Source organism: Prosthecodimorpha hirschii (genome assembly GCF_001305515.1).
Classification (GTDB): Bacteria; Pseudomonadota; Alphaproteobacteria; order Rhizobiales; family Ancalomicrobiaceae; genus Prosthecodimorpha; species Prosthecodimorpha hirschii.
The window spans coordinates 2706598-2727249 of sequence record NZ_LJYW01000001.1; the positions used below are offsets into that span (position 1 = coordinate 2706598).

Sequence of the window (20652 nt, forward strand, 5' to 3'; positions counted from 1 at the left end):
CGATCGTTCGGCGACACGGGTGGCGGATCTGGGAGGCCGCCCAGCCGAAGGCGCGGGTGATCGCGCGCGGGCGGGGCGGGTCCGGGGCCGTGAACGGCCGACATGCGACTGCACTGGCCATGCGAACGAGCCGACGGTCAGTCGGCTGAATTCGACAGAATTGCGATCGGTCCTGGGAGGGACGATATCATGGGTATGGAAGGGATCGGACAGCGCGTCGTCCGCAAGGAAGACAAGCGCTTCATCACCGGCAAGGGCAAGTATACCGACGACGTGAAGCTGGTCGGCATGACGCATGCGCATTTCGTGCGCTCGCCCCACGCCCACGCCAAGGTCGTTTCGATCGATTCCGCCGCCGCCCTGGCCATGCCGGGCGTGATCGCGGTTTTGACCGGCGCCGAACTGGTCGCCGACCGCATCGGCAACCTGATCTGCGGCTGGATGGTCCATTCCAAGGACGGCAGCCCGATGAAGATGGGCGCCTATCCGGCGATGGCGCCGGAGACGGTGCGCTATGTCGGCCAGGCGGTCGCGGTGGTGATCGCCGAGACCAAGAACCAGGCCCGCGATGCGGCGGAAGCCGTCACGGTCGAGTATGAAGAACTGCCGGCGGCCACCACCGTCGCCGCCGCCCTTGCCTCCGACGCGCCGCAGCTGCACCCCGAGGCGCCGGGCAACCGCGTCTACGAATGGTCGATCGGCGACAAGGCCGCGACCGAGACCGCCTTCTCGGGCGCCGCCCATGTGGTGTCGATGGACATCACCAACAACCGCCTCGTGCCGAACCCGATGGAGCCCCGCTCGGCGGTGGCCAACTACGATTCCGGCGACGACGCTCTGACGCTCTGGACCACCTCGCAGAACCCGCATGTGGCCCGGCTGGTGCTCTCGGCCTTCTACAACATCGCGCCGGAACACAAGCTGCGCGTCATCGCGCCGGATGTCGGCGGCGGCTTCGGCTCGAAGATCTACATCTATCCGGAAGAGATCGTCTGCCTCTGGGCGTCGCGCAAGGTCAACCGGCCGATCAAGTGGACCTCGGACCGCACCGAGGCCTTCCTGACCGACGCCCACGGCCGCGACCACGTCTCCAAGGCCGAGATGGCCTTCGACGCCGACCACAAGATCCTCGGCCTGCGCGTCCACACCTACGCGAATTTCGGCGCCTACATGTCGCTGTTCTCGTCGTCGGTGCCGACCTATCTCTACGCCACGCTGCTGTCCGGGCAGTATGTCATCCCGGCCATCTATGCCGAGGTCGACGGCGTCTACACCAACACCGTGCCGGTCGACGCCTATCGCGGCGCGGGCCGCCCCGAGGCGACCTATCTGCTCGAGCGCATGATGGAGACCGCGGCGCGTCAGTTCGGCCTCGATCCGGTCGATCTGCGCCGGAAGAACTTCATCACCAGCTTCCCGTATCAGACGCCGGTCATCATGACCTACGACGCCGGCGACTATAACGCCTCGCTCGATGCGGCCCTGAAGGCGATCGACTATGCCGGCTTCCCGGCCCGCAAGGCGGCCGCGGCGGCCCGCGGCAAGCTGCGCGGCATCGGCTTCTCCTGCTACATCGAAGCCTGCGGCATCGCCCCGTCCAAGGCGGTCGGCTCGCTCGGCGCCGGCGTCGGCCTGTGGGAATCGGCGGAAGTGCGCGTCAACCCGGTCGGCACCGTCGAGGTTCTGACCGGCTCGCACAGCCACGGCCAGGGCCACGAGACCACCTTCGCGCAGCTCATCTCCGAGCGGCTCGGCATCGGCATCGACCAGGTCTCGATCGTCCATGGCGACACCGACAAGGTGCAGTTCGGCATGGGCACCTACGGCTCGCGCTCCGGCGCGGTCGGCATGTCGGCCATCGTCAAGGCGATGGACAAGGTCGAGGCCAAGGCGCGCAAGATCGCCGCGCATCTGATGGAAGCGGCCGAGGGCGACATCGTCATCGAGGGCGGCGAGTTCAAGGTCGCCGGCACCGACAAGAAGATGCCCTTCGCGCTGGTCGCGCTCGCCGCCTATACCGGCCACAATCTGCCGGACGGCATGGAGCCGGGCCTGAAGGAAGGCGCCTTCTACGATCCGACCAACTTCACCTTCCCGGCCGGCACCTATGTGTGCGAGGTCGAGATCGATGCCGACACCGGCAAGACCGAGGTGGTCAACTTCGTCGCCGCCGACGATTTCGGGCGCATGATCAACCCGATGATCGTCGAGGGTCAGGTCCATGGCGGCCTCGCCCAGGGCATCGGCCAGGCGCTCCTGGAAGGCACGGTCTATTCGGACGACGGCCAGCTGATGACCGCCTCCTACATGGACTATTGCATGCCGCGCGCGGACGACCTGCCGTCCTTCGACCTACACCACACCACGACCCTGTGCCCGGGCAATCCGCTCGGCATCAAGGGTTGCGGCGAGGCCGGGGCGATCGGCTCGCCGCCGGCGGTGATCAATGCGATCACCGACGCGATCGGCCACAACGATATGTCCATGCCGGCGACCCCGGCCAAGGTCTGGGCCGCGATCCACGGCCGGGCCGCTGCAGAGTGATCTGATCCCGTCTGGCCGCCGGCGACCCCGGCGGCCATTCTCCCATTCCCGGCGCCCGCCGCGCGCGCTCTCGGATCTGCCGAGACCCCGGCCGGACGCGGAACCGAACGTTCCGGAGGACAGCATGTACGCCACCAATTTCAGCCGCGCCGCGAATCTCGCCGACGCCAGCGCCAAGATGGGCGCGGCCACCGACGGCAAGTATCTGGCCGGCGGCCAGACCCTGATCCCGACCATGAAGCAGCGCCTCGCCGCGCCGAGCGACCTGATCGACCTGACCCGCATCCCGGATCTGTCGGGAATCAAGGCCGATGCCGACACGGTCACGATCGGCGCCGCCACGCGCCACTACGACGTCGCCACCTCGGCCACCGTGCGCGGCGCGATTCCCGCCATCGCGGCGCTCGCCGCCGGCATCGGCGACCCGGCCGTGCGCCACATGGGCACGATCGGCGGTTCGATCGCCAACAACGACCCGGCCGCCGACTATCCGGCCGCCGTGCTCGCACTCGGCGCCGGCATCATCACCGACAAGCGCACCATCTTCGCCGAAGCCTGGTTCCAGGGCATGTTCTCGACGGCGCTGGGCACGGACGAAATCGTCAAGGCGATCCAGTTCCCGATCCCCGCCAAGGCGGCCTATGCCAAGTTCCCGAACCCGGCCTCGCGCTATGCGCTGGCCGGCGTCTTCGTCGCCAAGATGAAGAACGGCTCGGTCCGCGTCGCGGCGACCGGCGTCGGCGAGGGCGGCGTGCTGCGCTTCCCGGCGCTCGAAGCCGCCCTGCAGGCGAACTGGTCGGCCGCGGCGCTGGCCAATGTCGCCGTCTCGCCGGAGGGCCTGCTCTCCGACATCCACGGCTCGGCCGAATACCGCGCCAACCTGGTCAACGTCATGGCCCGCCGGGCCGTGGCCGCCGCCGGCTGAGATTTCGGCACGCCGATCTCGGCACGACCGCATGACGATCCTCGAAGCCGCCCGGCCCGCCGGGCGGCTTCTTGCGTCAGGAGGGTCGACCGGATGCCCCGCGCGCGCCCGTCAGCCGACCGTCCGCAACCCGGTCTCGGCGACCAGCCCGCCTTGCCGGTCGAACACCACGATCTCCAGCGCGATGCCGGTCCCGGCCAAGGGCCGTGCCGCCGTCGCCCAGGCCGCCGCGGCGACCAGGCGGCCGAGATCGAGGCCGGCGGCGCGCGCCATCTCCATGACTTCGAGCGCGCTGTTGGCGTTTCGCGCGGCCGCGACCAGATTGGCCGCACCGCCGGCTTCCGCCAGACGACCGGCCAGCCAGTCCAGATCGACGGCGCCGCGCTTGGAATGGAGGTCCAGCAGACCCTGGCCGAGCTTGGCCATCTTGGCGAAGCCGCCGCAGACCGTGACCCGGGCGACCGGATGGGCGCGAATGTATTTCAGCATGCCGCCGACGAAGTCGCCCATGTCGATCAGCTGAACCTCGTCGAGCGCGCGCAGCGCCCGGACGGCATCCTCCGAGGTCGAACCGGTCGCCCCGGCGACGTGATCGAAGCCCATGGCGCGCGCCACGTCGATGCCGCGATGGATCGAGTGGATCCAGGCCGCGCAGGAATAAGGCACGACGATCCCGGTCGTCCCCAGGATCGAGAGCCCGCCGACGATGCCGAGCCGGCCGTTGAGCGTGCGCTCGGCGAGCCGGGCGCCGCCCGGGATGGCGATCTCGATCTCGACATCGCCCGATCGACCATCGCCGGAGCGGCCGAGCCGGCCGGCGACCTCCGCGATCGCCTCGCGCATCATCCGCCGCGGCACGGGATTGATCGCCGGCTCGCCCGGCGGGATCGGCAGGCCCGGCCGCGTCACCGTGCCGACCCCATCGCCGGCCTTGAACGTCACCCCGGACCCGACCGGGCCGAAGCGCACCGTGGCGGTGACCAGCGCGCCATGGGTCACGTCCGGATCGTCGCCCGCATCCTTGACGATGCCGGCCCGGGCCCAGCCGGGCGCGGCGTCCTGCAGGGCGAGCGCGAAGGCCGGCGTCTCGCCGCCGGGCAGCCGGATCGCGACGGGGTCCGGGAAATCCCCCGTCAGCAGCGCCTCGTAGGCGGCCTTGGCCGCAGCCGTCGCGCAGGCGCCCGTGGTCCAGCCGCGGCGCAGCACGGTGCCGGCCGGCGGCTCGCCCGCCTCGGGCGCCGGGTCGGGCGTCGCATCCGCGTCGTTCGGGTCGGGATTTGCGCTTTCGTCCATCGGCTTCTCTCCTATAAGAAGCCGGATGCCGGGCAAAGCCGGCAAGCCGTCCTTTGCGGCGCCGGCGCCGCGGTTGTCCTCGAAAGACCCGTCCTCCGTCTCCCCATGCCAGACATCCGACAGAGCCGATGACCGATCTCGACGCCCTCGTGCCGAACCTTCCCGTCTTCGAGCCGGGCACCGTCTGGCTGGTCGGCGCCGGGCCGGGCGACCCGGGCCTGTTCACGCTGGCCGGCCTGCAGGCCATGCGCCAGGCCGACGTGATCGTCCATGACGCGCTGGTCGGCGACGGCGTCATGGCGCTCGCGCCTCCCGGCACGGAGCGCGACTATGCCGGCAAGCGCGGCGGACGCCCCTCGCACAGCCAGGCCGACATCACCGAGCGGCTGATCGCCCATGCCCGCGCCGGCAAGCGCGTGCTGCGCCTGAAGGGCGGCGACCCGTTCGTGTTCGGGCGCGGCGGCGAGGAGACCCTCGCGCTGGCCGCGGCCGGTATCCGCTTCCACATCGTGCCGGGCATCACGTCCGGCCTCGCCGGCCTCGCGGCGGCCTCGATTCCCGCGACGACGCGCGGCACCAACCATGCCGTCATCCTGATGACCGGCCACCCCGCCGCCGGCGCGGAGGGCCCCGCCGCCAGCCATGCCGACTGGCCGGCCTTCGCGGCGACCGGCGCGCCGCTGATCCTCTACATGGCCATGACGCATCTCGACGCCATCGCCCGGCGCCTGCTCGAGGGCGGCATGGCGCCGGACACGGAGGTCGCGGTGGTCACCGACGCGACCACGCCGCGCCAGCGCGTGCTGGTCGCCCGGCTCGACACCTGCGCGGCCGAGGTCGCCGCCGCCGCCATGAAGGCGCCGGCCATCGTGGCGATCGGCTCGATCGTCGGCCTGCGCGCCGCCCTGGCGCCCTTCGCGATCGGCCCGGACGCGGTCGAACCGGGTTCCGGCGCATGATCGCGCCCGGCCTCCTGGTCGCCGCGCCGCGCTCGGGCAGCGGCAAGACCACCGTGACGCTCGGCCTGATGCGCGCCCTGGCCCGGCGCGGGCTCGCGATCGCCGGCGCCAAATGCGGCCCGGACTATATCGACCCGGCCTTCCACCGCGCCGCGACCGGCCGGCCGAGCCTCAATCTCGATGCCTGGGCGATGCCGCCGGACCTCGTCGCCGCCCTTGCGGCCGCGACCGGCGACGGCGCCGATCTGATCGTCGCCGAGGCCCTGATGGGCCTTTTCGACGGCGTGCCGGCCGGCCCCGGCCGCTCCGGCGCCTCGGCCGACGTGGCGGCGGCGACGGGCTGGCCGATCCTCCTGGTGCTGGACATTTCCGGGCAGTCGCAATCCGCCGCCGCGGTCGCGCTCGGCTGCGCCCGCTACGACCCGCGCCTGCGCATCGCCGGCGTGATCCTGAACCGCGTCGGCTCGGAGCGCCACCGACGCCTCGCCACCGAGGCGATCGAGGCGATCGGCCTGCCGGTGCTCGGCAGCCTGCCGCGCTCCGACGCCGTCGTCCTGCCCGAACGCCATCTCGGCCTCGTCCAGGCCGAGGAGACCGCCGGTCTCGCCGCAATCCTCGACCGCATGGCCGATCTCATCGAAGCCCATGTCGATCTCGACCGCATCGTCGCCGCCGCCACGGCAGCGAGGACGCAGGCCGGCCCGGCCGCGGCGCCCGACGCCATGCTGCCGCCGCCCGGCCAGCGGATCGCCGTGGCACGCGATGCGGCCTTCACGTTCCTCTACGGGCATCTGGAGCGCGGCTGGCGGCTGGCCGGCGCCGAGATCGTGTTCTTCTCGCCGCTCGACGACATGGCCCCGCCTGCGGATTGCGACGCCTGCTGGCTGCCGGGCGGCTATCCGGAACTGCATGCCGGCCGGCTGGCCGCCGCGCGCGGCTTCCTCGACGGCCTCGCCCGCTTCGCCGAGACCCGGCCGGTCCATGGCGAATGCGGCGGCTACATGGTGCTCGGCCGCAGCCTGACCGATGCCGACGGTGTCGCCCATCCGATGGCGGGCCTGCTCGACGTGGCGACCAGCTTCGCCCGGCGCCGCATGACGCTCGGCTACCGGACGGCGACGCTTTTGGCCGACGGACCGCTCGGCCCGGCCGGCACCGTCCTGAAGGGCCACGAGTTCCACTACGCGACCATCGCGGATCCGGGCACCGATCCGGCCTTCGCGACGGTCACCGACGCCTACGGCGCCGCTCCGGCCCCGGCCGGCAGCCGGCGCGGCCGGGTCTCGGGCAGCTTCTTCCACGCCATCGCGCGCGGGTGATCATGCCCCAGCGGCGAATCGCCGGCCGGGCCGACGCACCACCGGCCCGGACGCCCAACGCTCAGGCGCTCCCCCCTCAGGCCGCCCACCCCTCAGACCACACCCACACATCAAGGCCCTCCGCCTTCAGGCGGACGGCTCGAACAGGCGCCGGACGATGTCGGGGGTTTCGTGCGGCGCCGGATCCCATTTGTAGACCGCGCTGGTGCGCGCCACCAAGGCGCCGTCGGCTTTGACCACCAGCGCCTGGGTGAACAGGAACTGCCGGCTGGAGCGCAGCAGGTCGGTCCTCAGTTCCAGGAAATCGCCATGACCGGCCGGTGCGATGAAGTCGACCGTCAGCGACATGGTGGCGGCGAAGCGATCGTGCATGCCGACCGTGTAGCTCGCTGCCAGCGACTGCAGATCGGCCAGGCCCGTGATCACCGCGCCATGACAGAAGCCGCGCACGCTGACATGGATGTCGCGCAGCGGCAGCCCGATCAGCGGCCGGCCGGCATCGACGCGCGCATAGTAGGGGCCGACGGCCGCCGTGAAGGCGTCGGGCAGCGGCATGATCCGGTAGCCGGCATGCGGCAGGGCCGCCTCGCCGCCGCGCACGCCGCCGAGGCGATCCGGCCGGGACGGCTCGAGGATTTCGTTTCTGCTCACGGCTCGCCTGCGCCCCCGACCGGCTCCCTCGCCCGCGGCCCGCGCCACGCGACCCCGCCCCGGCATCCGGGCCGATACGATCATGGCCGCAGGCCGATGAAAAGCCGGCCGAACGGTCGGGTCCGGCGGTGCCGGCCTTTCTCGCCAGGGGCTGGTCCCCGAAGCCGGTGGGCGCAGAATGCCGGTCTCGGGCCGCACCGCGCGCCGGAGCGGTCGCGTCGGCTCCTGCGCTGCGGCCGCTCCGGGATCCCGCCAGGCGGTCGGACCGCCTCAGGCACGGTCCGGTCGGTGCAGCCCGCTCTGATCTGGAAATACCTACGAAAACAACGAAATAAAGAGCATCACCCGGTTCCGTCGGATCGGATGATGCGCTCCGGGACCGCTGCCCCGGCTGCGCCCGGCACGCCGGCATCCGCCCCACCCGCGGCGGCCTTGCGCTCCCGCGACCCCGCCCGCCCCCGCTTGATGATGCCGCTGCCGATCAGGATCGGGGCGCCGTCGACACGGCAGTCGCCGGTCAGGACGATCTCGGTCGTGTCCATGCCGGCGACGGCGACGCGGCAGACTACGAAATCGCCGCAGCCGGCATGCCGCAGGACCTGGCAATTGAGCTGGATCGTGGCCAGCATGGCCTGCTCCCCGGCGACCCGGTAGCTGGCGACCCCGACCGCGTGATCGAACAGGGCGAGCAGCAGGCCCGCCGCCACGGCACCGCCGCGATCGAGATGCTGCGGCGCGACCCGCAGGGCGATCTGCTCCTCGGCCCCGTCCACGCGCCGCCAGAGCGGGCCGATATGGGCGACGAAGTCGCCATAGGGCTCGGGATGCCACCCCTCGGCGGCCGGGTCGAAGCCGCTCGGGTCGAAGTCGGCCGGGTCGGATTCGGTGGGGTCGGATTGGGTGGGGCGCCCTCCGGTGGCGCGCCCTCCGGCCGGCCCCCGTCCGGCGCCATCCGCCGCCCGCCCGGCTCCCGCGGCCGCCTCAGCCTCGACATCGCTCACGATTCGCGCCCCTCCGGCACCGATCAGGACGGCCCAGGGTGCGCCGCCGCCTCGGCCCCGGCAAGCCGCCCGGAGGGATGCCCTGAGCCGCCCCAGCCTCGACATCGCTCACGATTCGCGCCCCTCCGGCACCGATCAGGACGGCCCAGGGTGCCCCGCCGCCTCGGCCCCGGCAAGCCGCCCGAACGGATGCCCTGAGCCGCCTCAGCCTCGACATCGCTCACGATGCGCGCCCCTCCGGCACCGATCAGGACATGCCCAGGGTGCGCTGCCGCCTCGGCCCCGGCAAGCCACCCGGACGGATGCCCTGAGCCGCCCCGCAGCCGGCCGGCCGCCGGCCGCCCGCCGACGCCGGAACGGCCCCTCTGGCCCGCCCCGGACGCAGCCGCGCGACGGTCCCGGTGGCGCCGGCGCCACGATCCGCACCCCGGTCAGGAAAGGTTCCAAACCGGCCATGATCGGGCTTGCCATCCCGAATCTCTCTGTGTAGGTTCCGCCGCCTGTCGACCGGGTCTTCTTGCGGAGAGGTGCCAGAGTGGTCGATTGGGACGGTCTCGAAAACCGTTGTACGTGCAAGCGTACCGTGGGTTCGAATCCCACCCTCTCCGCCATTCCCTTCGCGACCGTCGCTCCAACGAAAATCGCAGCTTCGAAGGCCACGGGTCGGCCGGACGGGTTCCGGCCTTCGGCTTGAGCCTGCCCTCGCCTCCCCTCCGCCCGGTCGGCTATGGTTGCCGGCAGCGCCGCGTCCGATCCCCGTGTCGGTGCGGGTCCCGGCCGAAGGCGCGCGCGACGCATGAACGTCCGGACCCGCGACCCCGCCGCTTCTGCCGGCTCGGCCGCAGCGGGGTCCGTTGGAGCGTGATCCGAGCCGAAGGGATCGGTTGACGCTTTCGGTGTTTTTGTTTGCGCACGCTTGTTTCGACCGGAGCGGGTCGCTTCGGTCGGACCTGGCTCAGGGCGCGAGGAGGCGCGGACGTGGAGGGTCGGAGCTACTTCACCCTGACCACCGGCAACGGCCGGAACTTCACGCTGGTCGATGCTCGGACCGGCCGCGTCACCGCCTTTCTCGATCATCCCTACCGCTATCTCGGCCCCGGGCCGGACCCGACGGGCTTCGGGATCGAACGGCGCAACCTGCTGGCCGATCTCGCCTTCAGCGTCGACGGCGCGGCACCCGGGCCGGTCCGGGACGCCGGCTATGTCGAGGAGACCCATGTCGTCCGGGTTCGGTTCGCCGCCGCGGCGCGGCTGACCGTGGTGTCGCCCTTCGGTCTGGCCCTCAATGCCGTCCTGATCGGCCTGCAGGCCCCCGGCGCGGCGTCGACCGGCGCCGATCTCTCCTTCCGTCTCGGGCTGCGCCCGGTCGCCGAGCCGTTCTGGAAGAGCCCGTTCGAGATCGTCGCCGGCCCGGGCGATCCGGTCTATACCGAAATCCGGCCGGATCTCCTGATCGAACAGGGGCCGGGCGAGGGCGCGCTGCTCTATCGGGCCGTCGGCCGAACGACGGCGCGGCGGGACGGTCCGGCCGGTGGCCGGGCGACGGCACCGGTCGCGATGGCCGGCGCGGGGCCGGCGCTGGGCTTCGTGGTCGCCTATCTCGATGCGGCATCCGATCGCGCGGCGGCGATCGCGGCGATCGACGCCTGGGTCGCGGAGCGCGATGCGGAGGCGCTGGTCGAAGCGGAACTGGAGGCGTGGCGGGCGTGGCGGCGGCCGGCTCCGGGCTGGCTGACGCAGCCGGATGCCGTCTCGGTCTGGCGGCAGAGCGAGGCGGTGCTGCGCATGGGGCAGGTTCGGGAGACGGCCGCGGATGGCATGATGCTCGCCTCGCTGGCGCCGGGCGAATGGTCGATCGGCTGGGTCCGCGACGGCTGCTATGCGATCGCCGCGCTGGCCACCATGGGCCATCACGACGAGGCCCGGCGCGCGCTGCAGTTCCTGATCGGCAACAGGCGCGCCGGGCGCTACCGCGACTGGGTCGGCGGCATCCCATACCGGATTTCGGTCGTGCGCTATTACGGCGACGGCCAGGAAGAGGCCGACTATGCCGGCCATGCCACCCCGAATATCGAAACCGACGGCTGGGGTCTGGTGCTGTGGGCGACCCGCATCCTGATCGAGACCAGCGGCGACGCCGCCTGGCTGGCCACGCCGTTGGACGGACGCCCCGTCTACGACATCCTGCGCGAGGAGGTGGCGGAGGCCATTGCGGCGCGGATCGAGACGGAGGCGCCGGTGATGCGTCCGGACTGCTCGATCTGGGAGGTGCATCAGGAGAATGCGCGGCACTTCCTCTATACCAGCGTGACCGCCGCGCGCGGCCTGGCCGACTTCGCCTGGCTGGCCGGCCGATGCGGGCGGTCCGAGGACGCCGCGCGCGATGCCGCGCTCGCCGAGGCGATCGCGACCGCAATCCCGGAGACCTTCCGCGATCCGGCCACGGGCCACCTGCGCGGCGCGCGCGAATCCAGCCCGGAAACCGACATCGACGGCGCGGCCTTCGAACTCTACGCGCTCGGCGTCGCGACCGACCCGGAAGCGCCGGTCGCGCAGCGCACCTATGCGGCGCTCGAAACCTTGCGGGTTGCCTCCGGCGGCTACCGGCGCAGCGCCGGCGGCGGCAGCTATGCCTCGGCCGAATGGGGCTTCGTCAACCTCCGCGCCGCCAGCGTGGCGGCCCGACGGGGCCGGCTCGACCGGGCCCGGCAGCTGCTCGACCTCACGACCGCCCGGGCGATCCGGCATTTCGGCCTGATCCCGGAGACCTACGACGTGGCGCCGGCCGGTCGCTATTCCGGGTCGATCCCGATGGTCGGCTACGGCGCCGGCCTCTACATCCTGGCGCAGACCGATCTCGCCATCGCGGCGGCCGCGGCCGAAGCCGGCGCCGGGTCCAGTTCCGGGTCCGGTTCGGCGGCGCCCTCAGAGCCGGAGCAGGACGCCTTCATCCGGCGCGAGCGCGAGTGACCCGTCCGATACCCCCGGCGGATCGATCCGATGCGTCGACAGGACGGCTCGGCCGTCGGCGGACACGTCGATCCGGGCCGGCGCCGCGGTGAGATTGAGGACCACCCGAAAGGTCCGCCCGGCATGGTGGCGATCGTAGACCAGGACGCCGCCGCTGGCCGAGATGCCGGTCCAGCTGCCTTGCTGGAGGGCCGGCTCGCGGTTGCGCAGGGCGACCAGCCGACGCGTCAGCGACAGGAGCGACATCGGGTCGCGCGCCTGTGCGGCGACGGGGCGGGGCCGTCCCGCCGGCGGCAGCGGCAGCCACGGCGTCTGCGTCGAAAAGCCCGCCTGAGGGCCTTCGTCCCAGGGCATCGGCGTACGCTCCGGATCACGCCCACGCCCTGCGCCGAACCGTGCAAAGGGATCGCGGGCGCGATCCGGGGGCACTGTCACGTCCTCCATGCCGAGTTCGTCGCCCTGGTAGAGGGTCGGGGTGCCGCGCAGCGTCAGCAGCATCAGCATCGCGACCGCGGCCTGGGCGCGGCCGATGCGGGTCGCGATCCGGCCGATGTCGTGATTGCCCAGGACCCAGTTCGGCCAGGCGCCGGCCGGAAGCGCGGCCTCATAGCGCGCCACCAGATCGAGGATCGCCTCGGCCCGCCAGGGCGTCGAAAAGAGATTGAAATTCGTCGGCATCTGCAGGCCGCGCTCGGGTGTCCCGCAATAGGCGACGAGCGTCTCGACGGGCCGGTAGATCTCTCCGATCAGGACCGGGTCGCCCGGATAGGCGGCCAGAAGGGCGCGCATCTCGGCGACGATCTCGAGCACGTCCGGCTGGTTGGAGCTGTTGACCGCGTCCAGGCGCATGAAACCGGGATCGCCCTCCCGCCACTGCGGGTTGGGCGGATCGTCGCGGAAGCCGGGATCGACCAGGAGGCCCTGCAACACATCGACCCGGAACCCGGCCACGCCGCGGTCGAGCCAGAAGGCCATGGCGTCGAGCAGGGCGCGCCGGACATCGGGATTGCGCCAGTTCAGGCTGGGCTGCTGCGGCAGAAAGCTGTGCAGGTAATATTGGCCGGTGGCCGGATCGAGCGTCCAGGCCGGGCCGTCCGTCTGGCTCAGCCAGTTGTTCGGAGGTCCGCCGCCAGGCGCCGGGTCGCGCCAGAGATACCAGTCCCGCCGCGGCGAGGACCGCGACGACCGGGCCTCCCGGAACCAGGGATGGCTATCCGAGGTGTGGTGCGGAACGAAGTCGACGATGGTGCCGATGCCGCGCCGGCGCAGGCCGTCGAGCACGGCGTCGAAGGTCTTGAGCGAGCCGTAGCGCGGATCGACGTCGCAATAGTCGGCGACGTCGTAGCCGAAATCGGCCATCGGGGAGGGCTGGAAGGGCGTGATCCAGACCGCCCGGATGCCGAGCGCGGCCAGGTAGTCGGCACGCGCCGAAAGCCCGGCGAGATCGCCGATGCCGTCCCCGTTGCCGTCCTGGAACGAGCGCAGATAGACCTCGTAGAGAACCCCGGTTGCCCACCAGGGCCGCGTCCCGACGGCCATTCCGGCTCCCCTCCTCCGTGCGGACCATCCCGGCCGATACGGTCGGCGCGCGCCGGCCCCGTCGGAAGCGGCCCCCGCGGCCCGCGCACGATCCGATCGGAGCGACCGGCTCGGATCGGACGAGCGCGTGCAAGACCTGACCGAGGATCATTCGCTCCCGTCGGCGCCGGTGGCGTTCGAGGCGCCCAGCACGCGTCGGACCTGATGAAACGCCGCCTGATCGGAAAAGAACAGGTGCGCGGTCTCCCGGACCCCGGTGCCGGGGTCTTCGACCGAGACGGCCAGCATGCGCATGCGGTGGCCTTTGAGATCGAAGTGACGGGGCAGATCCGCGCCATAGGCGTGCCGGCGCGCATAGGCGCCGGTCGGCTCGGCAAAATCCACAGTTCGGTCGGACTGTGCCGAATTGGCGAAGGTGATCAGCAGGATGCCGCGCCCGGACAGGACCCGGCGCAAGGCCGCGAAAGCCGCCCGGTCGTCGCTGACGAACTCAAGGACATGGTCGAGCACCACGAAGTCGCAGCTGCCGTCGGGGAGCGCGGCGAGCCGCTCGGCAAGGTCCTCCGGCCGCTCGAGGTCGAGACGGTCGATCGATCGGAACCAGCCGGGCTCGATCCAACCGGCGGAGCCGATCAGCAGCGCGTGCCGCCCATTGAGGAGCCCGATCGGCAGGCCATGGACCATGGTGCGGATGCTGCGGTGACGTTCCAGCGAATCGCACTGCAGGCAGCGCGGATTGCTTCCGTTGGCGGCCAGGCGGCCGCCCGGCCCGGGCGCGAAAGCCGTCGAGCCGCAGATCGGGCAGGTCCCCGGTTCGACCCCGATGGCGACCGGCGTGAAGCGAACCGTGTCCGAGCCGGGAGACGGCTTCTTGCGGAGCATGAACCAGTCCTGCAGACCCATGGCGTTGTCGCCGGAAAGCCACTTGCCCTTGCGCTGCAGAACGACCTCGAAGCCTTCCCGCGCGAAGAGCTTCAACAGGAAGGCCTCGCGGAAGGCGATGACCCATAGCGGCTGGTCCTCGGACGCGATGAAGGCATTCTCCGAGACCCGCTTGGTCAGTTCGTAAACGGCCTGCGGATACTTCGCGCCGAGGGCGAAGCCGGGAGGAAGCCGGAAGAAGGTCGCGATGAACAGGCCGCCGTCCCGGATCAGCGTCTTCAATCGCCGGAAATACTGGACGACTTCGTGTTCGTACATGTGCGTGAACACGGACAGCGCGACCAGGCAGTCGCTCGACTGCTCGGCCATCGGCAGGCTCACGTCGGCCAGCGGCCGGCCGGTCGGATTGTAGCGTTCGTTGACGAGATCGAGATGATGGAACCGATAGGTATCGCGGTTCCCGAAGTTCCGGTTCAGCCAATCGATCTGTCGCGGCAGGCAGTCGAAGCCGGTGTAGCGGCCGGGATAGTCCCGCGCCCTCAAACCATAGGCAAGGCGGCCGTAGCCGCAGCCGACATCGAGAAGCTCGAAATCGTCGCCGATCTCGCGCGGCAGCATGGTGCGGACCTGGTCGGCCAGCGACAGCGCCATGCCCATGAAGTCCGCATCGGCCTCGCCCATGAAGCGCAGCTCGGATGGCGGGATCGTCTGCTCTTCTGGATCCGGCCGGGTCGGCACCGGCGCGGCAACGGCCCGTGTCGGCGCCGCATCCGGCGCCACGGCCGGCGCCCCATCCGGCACCCAGGTCTCGGCGACCTTCCGAAAGGCCTGCTGCACATAGCTGTGCAGGTGGAAATCGCCCGAGTCATGTTCGAACAGCAGGTCCAGCGACGCGTCCGACAGGACCAGCCGGGACGGCAGCCCCTCCAGGCGCAGCGCCGACCAGTTCACCCGCTCGACGGCGCCCACGGCGCCCGCTCCGGCGACCTCCGCCAACATGGCGACCATCAGATCCAGTTCCGGCAACGGACAGGCCAGCAGATACTTGCTGTCGATGAACGCCTTGGCGGTCTCGAAATCATTCGATCCGGAGATCAGCCGGCACTGCAGGTTGCCCAACTGGTGGAGCGTATAGGCGTCGTCGCTGTAGATGCAGAAGCGCAGGAAATCGTCGATGCCGTAGCGCACGGCCGCATGGTGCAGCCGGCTGTTGGAATTGGTGAGGAACTCGGCATAGAGGGACTGGTAGCGGGCGATCGGATCGCGCGTCGCGGTGATGTAGTGGCAGGGTTTCGAAAAGTACCTGTCCACCCCATACGGTATGTGGCCGCTGATCAGCCGGCATCGATCTCGTTGATCGACTGTCGCCGTCTCGATCTCGCCATTGTAGTTGAAGATGAAGGACTCGGCCCCGAACGTCCGCTCGAACAGCCGGCGCAGCGACGTGCCGCCGGTCCGCGGAACATGGACATGGATGAAGACCGCATCGCCTTGCGGCTTCGAGACCTGATTGAACAGCATCCGAAAGATCCTCTCCGATCCCATCCCCGATGGGCGTCGCGTGCCGGCGATGCGGCGGTCGCCGGGTCCTGGCCGGCATCTGCCGGCCGATCAGTCCCGGCCGGATCCCCAAGCGGGTGCGGTCGCCGGCCGGTTCCTTCGGCACGCGCCCGATTCGATCCGAACCGACGACCGCGAGAATGCCGGCTCGGCGGGCGGCCGGACAGGCCGGCGCCGGCCGCCGTGAACCATTCCGGGCCTTCGTGCCCTCACCGGAAGGTCTCGACGACTTTCAGAATGTCCTGCACGCGCCGATCGGGCGAATGCCGTTCCACGATGATCCGGCGCAGGTCGGCGCCCATCGCCCGCCGCCGATCGCCGTCGGCCAGCAGCGCGCGCGTCGTGGCCTCCAGGTCTTCGACGCCGCTGCAGACCGCGACGGCATCGCCGAAGATCTCCGACAGGCCGGCAAGGTCGTCGGAGATCACCGCAGCGCCGCAGGCCCCGGCCTCCATCAGCCAGGTCGAGACGATGCCCTCCCGGCGCATGCTGGCCGAATGCTGGTGCAGGAGGATCCCGGCGCCCGAATAGCAGGCGCGGCGCGCCTCCATGGCGAGCGACATGCCGCATGCCGATCCGGCCGGAACCTGTCCGTCCCAGCGCGGTCCGAAGGCGCGGACCGCGATCCCGGCCTGAAGCGCCGCATCGACGATGGCCGGACGCCCGCCGTGGCCGCCGCCCACGAAGGCGACATCGGCAGCCGTCTCCGGATCCGCCTCGACCGGCCGGAAGACCTCCGGGTCGACGCAGGGCAGCAGGGTCGAGACGCGGTCGCCCAGGCGATACTTCAGGCGGTCGGCCAGGGCGGCCGACGCGACGAAGACGTGATCGTAGCGGTCGAATTCGGCCAACGGGAGGTCGTCCGGGCCGTCCGTCAGCCAAAGGATGTTGATCTTGGACGGCATCGGCTCGAACGCGCCGCCGCCGTGCAGAACGATGACGACGTCGTCGCCCGCCGACTGTCCGTAACCCCAATCGGGCCTGAGATCGACGCGGGCGAAGTGCCCGGCCCGATGCAGGGCGCGCTGCAGGCCGAGGGCCATCTGCCAGGTTTCGGCGCCGTCGCGGTCATCGGCGCCTTGTGCCGCAACCTTGATCGCGAAGCGCAGGCTGTCCCGCACCAGGGCCGCCAAGGCCGACTTGAAGGTCTCGGCGCGGTGCCGGTAGGTGTGCTTCTCTAAAACCTCGGCGCGCAGGGCCGCCGCCAGCGCCTCCCGTTCGGCCGGGTGGTCGAGATGGCGCTTCAGCAGGTTGGCCAGCTCGGCGCTGCCGGCAAAGGTCGGCAGCCGGCCGCCGAACAGATCCTGCGATCCGCCCCGGCAATTGGTGACGGCGAGACTGCCCGATGCCAGCACGTCGAAGACCTGGGCATTGAGCGCGCCCCATTCCTGTCGGTCCGGGCGGGAATCGTCGACGACGATCTTGGCGGAGGCGTAGATCTCGGGCAGCTCGTCATAGCGGCGCGGCCCGCGCCAATGTCCGGCCGGTTGCGGCGGGCGATCCCAGCCGAAGCCGTAGATCGCCACCTCGCCGGTCAGGTTGATCTCGCCGAGCAGGTCGACGGCCGCCCGCGACCGGCCATCGTGGCGGCTGCCGACGAAGACGACGTCGGCGGCATCGTGCGGCACCGACGTTCCGGGATGGAAGCGCTCCTCGTTGGCGGCGAGCGGTAAGAGGTGGGCCGTCCGGCCCGTGGTCCGCGCGATCGCGTCGACCCCGGAAGACGAGGTGCAGAACAGCAGATTGTAGCCCTGCAGATGTGCCGATTCCTGCCATCGGTCGACGCGGTCTCCGATCCAGGCGACCGAGACCATGCCGGGATTTCCGTTGCGGACCGCGGCGAGATCGAAATCGGGGCGCATCACGACCAGGACATCGGTCCCGATCATGTCGGTCGTTTCCGGAAGCGCGAAGACGACCTCCCACCCGCGCCCCGATCGCAGAGCCTCGGCCATTTCCAGGGCGATGGAGAAATCGCCCGCCGGGGCCTCCAGAGAGACCTCGCTGACCACGAAGGTGACGCGAAGCGGCTGGTTGCGCCACAGGGTCTGGCTCTCGATCGCCGAAGCCAGCGACGCGTGCACGAACCGCCGCTTGAAGCGCCGGCTGAACAGCCTGGTGTTCTGGTTCTGGCTGGTCGAATGGGTCAGGACCGGATTGGGCTTTCCGGTCACCAGGCGCCCCGCCCGGGTGAAGCTGCGATTGTGCAGGATGATCGCCGTCAGGTCGCAGATGATGCGCGTGCCGAAATGGCGCGACATGCGCATGCAGAGGTCGATATCCTCCATGCCGTAGAAATACATTTCGTCCAGCCCGCCGACGGCCAGGAAGTCCTCGCGCCGGCACAGCAGGGCGGCACCCGTGACGGCCGGCACCTCCAGAGCCGCGCCGATGGCGGAGTAGTTGTCGTGGGTCTCGATCGGCCCGAAGGTCGGATCGTCGCCCGCCCGCGCGAACGGTGCGAACTGGACGCCGCGATGGTGCGAGGCGTACCGCCATCCGCCGCCGGCCTTGGGCAGGGGTTCGAGCAGGCCCGCGCCGACGATGCCGACCGAAGCATCCTGTTCGAGCCAGGACAAAAGCGTGGGCAGGCAGTTGCTCGGGAAGACCAGGTCGTTGTTGACCAGGAAGACATAGCGCCCCCTGGCCTGCGCGGCGGCGTAGTTGTTCGACGCCGAGAAGGAGAAGTTCGCTCCACGGGCCAACACCCGGATATCCAGCGCCGCCCGATACTTTTCGATGACCGCCAGACTGTCGTCGGTCGAGCCGTGGTCGACGATCAGCAGTTCGATACTCTCGCCGGCCATATGTGCCGCAACGGATTCGAGCATCTGATCGAGCAGCGGCGCTCCGTTCCAGTTCAGCAGAATGAAGCTGACCTCGGGATCGCCCGAGCCGGCCGGCCGGAGCGGCGACGGGTTCGGGCGGCCCTCGACGATGTTGGTCAGCCGGTGCGGATACGGATCGTTGCAGGCCGGGGCGCCGGCGGTGGCGCCGAAATAGTCGATCAGCGGAAAGAACACCTCGCCCTTGTGGGCCCGCTCGCCCGGCGGCTTGCCGTGCAGGATGACCTCGAGCGGAATATGCCCGTCGCTGATGAAGACCTCCACGGTCCGCAGGCTGTTGTTCATCAGACGGAGCGGGAACTTGTACTGGAAGATATGATAGCCCGAGCCGGCGATGCCCTGGAGGCGCTTCTGGAACTGATCGGCGGAAACGACCGCCTCGCAGACGCCGTCGACGAAGATCGACACCGACACCGGTTCGTAAGGCGCGAGGCGATTGACCGCCCAGCCGGAGACCTGCTGCGCGGACAGAATCTCGACGCGGCCGGCATAGCGCAGCGCCGGATCGGCGATCAGCGACGGCGCCAGAACCTTCGGCAGACGCTTGTCCGGCGCGATCGAGATCTCCTCGCCGCCGATGCGAAGCGTCAGGTGATGCACCATCCCGTCGAAATGCCGGGCCGGAATCGACATCGCAAAGCCATGCGGGCCCTGCAGGCCGAAGGCCTTATTCACATCGGACCGGGTCAGGTTCGACATCGTCCGGCCGAGCAGGACCGGGCCCTCCCAAAGCTCGACCTCGACGGCCGCATCCGGGGCCAGACGGTCGAAGGCCCAGCCCTGGATCGCCCCATTGGCGGTCGTCTCGACCCGAGCCGCGATCCGGCGCCGGAACTCCACCTCCAGGCCCCCGGAGACGTGTTTCAGGGGCGTGGCCCGTTCCCCGGCCACGGCGACCTGCAGTCGATGCGTCTGCCCGTCGGTCAGTTGGTGCGGCAGCATGCCGGCGAAGGTCGCCGGCCGACCGGCCTCGAGCGTCACCGGCACGGAGGCGACGACGCTGCCGTCGGCGATCAGATCAAGCGTCACCGCCCGATCGCAGGCCCCGACGATCCAGCCCTCGACGAGCGTCCCGCGGACCGACCAGGCCGCCTCGCTGACGACCGACAGCCGCAGCTCGATCGGCGCGCCGACCGGGACCGGCGGCTCGGCCACGGCGAGAAGACCGATCCGATGGGTGCCTCCGTCGACCAGATCGGCCGGGATCGCGATCCGGACCCGTTCGATCCCGTCCGTGGACGCGCGCGGGGCGGTCTTCTCCGTGGCGACGGCGCGCCCGTCCACCATCAGCGCCATCGTGATCGGCCGCTCCTTGCCGGGCCAGCAGATCTGCGCGTCGACCGTCAGCAGGTCGGCACTGTCGATGCCGCCGGTCGGCGCCGTCCGCTCCCGGACGATGGCAAGCATTTCGGCATTGGAGAGGGCAAGGTCGGCATTGGGCAGGCAGGGCAGAAACGGCCGCCCCTCGGCGGCGACCCGGACGGACACCGCGGCGGGCGCATGCGGCGCGCGCGCCACTTCGGCCGCCAGCGCGCCGGTATCGACATCGCGGAACCAAAGCGATGCCCAGGCGATTTCGAACCCGACCGGGACGGCACCCCGCCCCAAGATGTCGCCGATATCGGGACGCCCGACGCCCGTCCTGCCCGAATACAGCGGTACGCCGAGAAACGAGATTTCCAGATCGACGGTCGCCCGGGGATCGGATGCCCAGAGGCACCAGCCGCGCACGCCGCCCGCCGTAACCTGCTCGACGGCCCCTCGGATCGACGGCGCCGCGGCCAGATCGTCCAGCGCCCAGCTGGACATCGGCCCGGTCGTCGCAACGCGGGACCCGGACCGCGCCGCTTCGGTCCCCACCGAATCGTCATCCGACCATGATGTCGACAGGCTTCTCAGGCTCATGGTGGCCCCTTTTCCGGTAGTCAAAGCTGCCGCTTATCGAGAAATTCTATCTATTGGCGGAGAAATATGCCCATACAACCGAAAATACAGGCATTCCCTCTTGTGACACATGCAAACCTAATCGCACTTTCATGATGCCGTATACTGCCTCTCGCATGAGCGTCAATGATGCGCTGGGCGCCACGCATTATCGCGGAGCTATACGATCACGGATCGTTTTATCGTTGATTTTTCCCGTATAGATTGCATAATGGCGAA

At 70.4% G+C, this 20652-nt stretch carries 11 protein-coding genes and 1 tRNA gene; 6 read left to right on the plus strand and 6 right to left on the minus strand.

The window, feature by feature from the left end; all coding sequences use genetic code 11:
• Window positions 1-189 precede the first annotated feature (189 nt).
• Window positions 190-2544 (plus strand): xanthine dehydrogenase family protein molybdopterin-binding subunit, encoded by a 2355-nt coding sequence (locus tag ABB55_RS11830; RefSeq protein WP_054358979.1) that lies wholly within the window; start codon window positions 190-192, stop codon window positions 2542-2544.
• A 124-nt stretch (window positions 2545-2668) separates the two neighbouring features.
• On the plus strand, window positions 2669-3469 hold the full coding sequence (locus ABB55_RS11835) for an FAD binding domain-containing protein (protein WP_054358980.1): 801 nt from the start codon (window positions 2669-2671) through the stop codon (window positions 3467-3469).
• Between the two features lie 111 nt (window positions 3470-3580).
• Here ABB55_RS11835 and ABB55_RS11840 read toward each other — a convergent pair whose 3' ends face one another.
• Window positions 3581-4762, minus strand: coding sequence for a cobalt-precorrin-5B (C(1))-methyltransferase (locus ABB55_RS11840; RefSeq protein ID WP_083463556.1), 1182 nt, complete (start codon window positions 4760-4762; stop codon window positions 3581-3583).
• Window positions 4763-4890: 128 nt separating this feature from the next.
• On the opposite strand from ABB55_RS11840, the gene cobA reads away from it, so the two are divergent.
• Together cobA and ABB55_RS11850 are read left to right on the plus strand one after the other, a co-directional pair.
• Window positions 4891-5721: a uroporphyrinogen-III C-methyltransferase gene (cobA, locus tag ABB55_RS11845; RefSeq protein WP_054358981.1), complete on the plus strand. Its 831-nt coding sequence runs from the start codon at window positions 4891-4893 to the stop codon at window positions 5719-5721.
• Window positions 5718-7040: a cobyrinic acid a,c-diamide synthase CobB gene (locus tag ABB55_RS11850; RefSeq protein WP_054358982.1), complete on the plus strand. Its 1323-nt coding sequence runs from the start codon at window positions 5718-5720 to the stop codon at window positions 7038-7040. The genes cobA and ABB55_RS11850 overlap by 4 nt, the downstream gene beginning before the upstream one ends.
• Window positions 7041-7166: 126 nt before the next feature.
• Here ABB55_RS11850 and ABB55_RS11855 read toward each other — a convergent pair whose 3' ends face one another.
• Window positions 7167-7691: a PaaI family thioesterase gene (locus ABB55_RS11855; RefSeq protein ID WP_054358983.1), complete on the minus strand. Its 525-nt coding sequence runs from the start codon at window positions 7689-7691 to the stop codon at window positions 7167-7169.
• 341 nt (window positions 7692-8032) lie between these two features.
• The gene (locus tag ABB55_RS11860) at window positions 8033-8692 is read right to left on the minus strand and encodes a hotdog domain-containing protein (protein WP_054358984.1); all 660 of its coding nucleotides are present in this window, start codon (window positions 8690-8692) and stop codon (window positions 8033-8035) included.
• A 521-nt stretch (window positions 8693-9213) separates the two neighbouring features.
• Between ABB55_RS11860 and ABB55_RS11865 the strand changes: the two genes are divergently transcribed.
• Both ABB55_RS11865 and ABB55_RS11870 read left to right on the plus strand, forming a co-directional pair.
• Window positions 9214-9303 (plus strand) — tRNA-Ser (locus ABB55_RS11865).
• Between the two features lie 367 nt (window positions 9304-9670).
• Window positions 9671-11662: a glycoside hydrolase family 15 protein gene (locus ABB55_RS11870; RefSeq protein ID WP_054358985.1), complete on the plus strand. Its 1992-nt coding sequence runs from the start codon at window positions 9671-9673 to the stop codon at window positions 11660-11662.
• Here ABB55_RS11870 and ABB55_RS11875 read toward each other — a convergent pair.
• The 3 genes from ABB55_RS11875 to ABB55_RS11890 form a co-directional block, all read right to left on the minus strand.
• Entirely contained in the window at window positions 11618-13201 is a 1584-nt protein-coding gene (locus tag ABB55_RS11875) for an alpha-amylase family glycosyl hydrolase (RefSeq protein WP_054358986.1), read from the minus strand. The genes ABB55_RS11870 and ABB55_RS11875 overlap by 45 nt on opposite strands.
• A 147-nt stretch (window positions 13202-13348) precedes the next feature.
• Window positions 13349-15604, minus strand: a complete 2256-nt coding sequence (locus tag ABB55_RS11880; protein WP_054358987.1) for a class I SAM-dependent methyltransferase — start codon at window positions 15602-15604, stop codon at window positions 13349-13351.
• Window positions 15605-15852: 248 nt separating this feature from the next.
• Entirely contained in the window at window positions 15853-20298 is a 4446-nt protein-coding gene (locus ABB55_RS11890; protein ID WP_054358989.1) for a glycosyltransferase family protein, read from the minus strand.
• Between the last annotated feature and the right edge of the window lie 354 nt (window positions 20299-20652).

Bases quoted from the DNA above. Each gene is read 5' to 3' on its own strand.
- ABB55_RS11890 (WP_054358989.1), bottom strand. From the start codon at position 20,298: ATGTCCAGCTGGGCGCTGGACGATCTGGCCGCGGCGCCGTCGATCCGA.
- ABB55_RS11840 (WP_083463556.1), bottom strand. From the start codon at position 4,762: ATGGACGAAAGCGCAAATCCCGACCCGAACGACGCGGATGCGACGCCC.
- ABB55_RS11880 (WP_054358987.1), bottom strand. From the start codon at position 15,604: ATGCTGTTCAATCAGGTCTCGAAGCCGCAAGGCGATGCGGTCTTCATC.
- ABB55_RS11830 (WP_054358979.1), top strand. From the start codon at position 190: ATGGGTATGGAAGGGATCGGACAGCGCGTCGTCCGCAAGGAAGACAAG.
- ABB55_RS11875 (WP_054358986.1), bottom strand. From the start codon at position 13,201: ATGGCCGTCGGGACGCGGCCCTGGTGGGCAACCGGGGTTCTCTACGAG.
- ABB55_RS11850 (WP_054358982.1), top strand. From the start codon at position 5,718: ATGATCGCGCCCGGCCTCCTGGTCGCCGCGCCGCGCTCGGGCAGCGGC.
- cobA (WP_054358981.1), top strand. From the start codon at position 4,891: ATGACCGATCTCGACGCCCTCGTGCCGAACCTTCCCGTCTTCGAGCCG.
- ABB55_RS11835 (WP_054358980.1), top strand. From the start codon at position 2,669: ATGTACGCCACCAATTTCAGCCGCGCCGCGAATCTCGCCGACGCCAGC.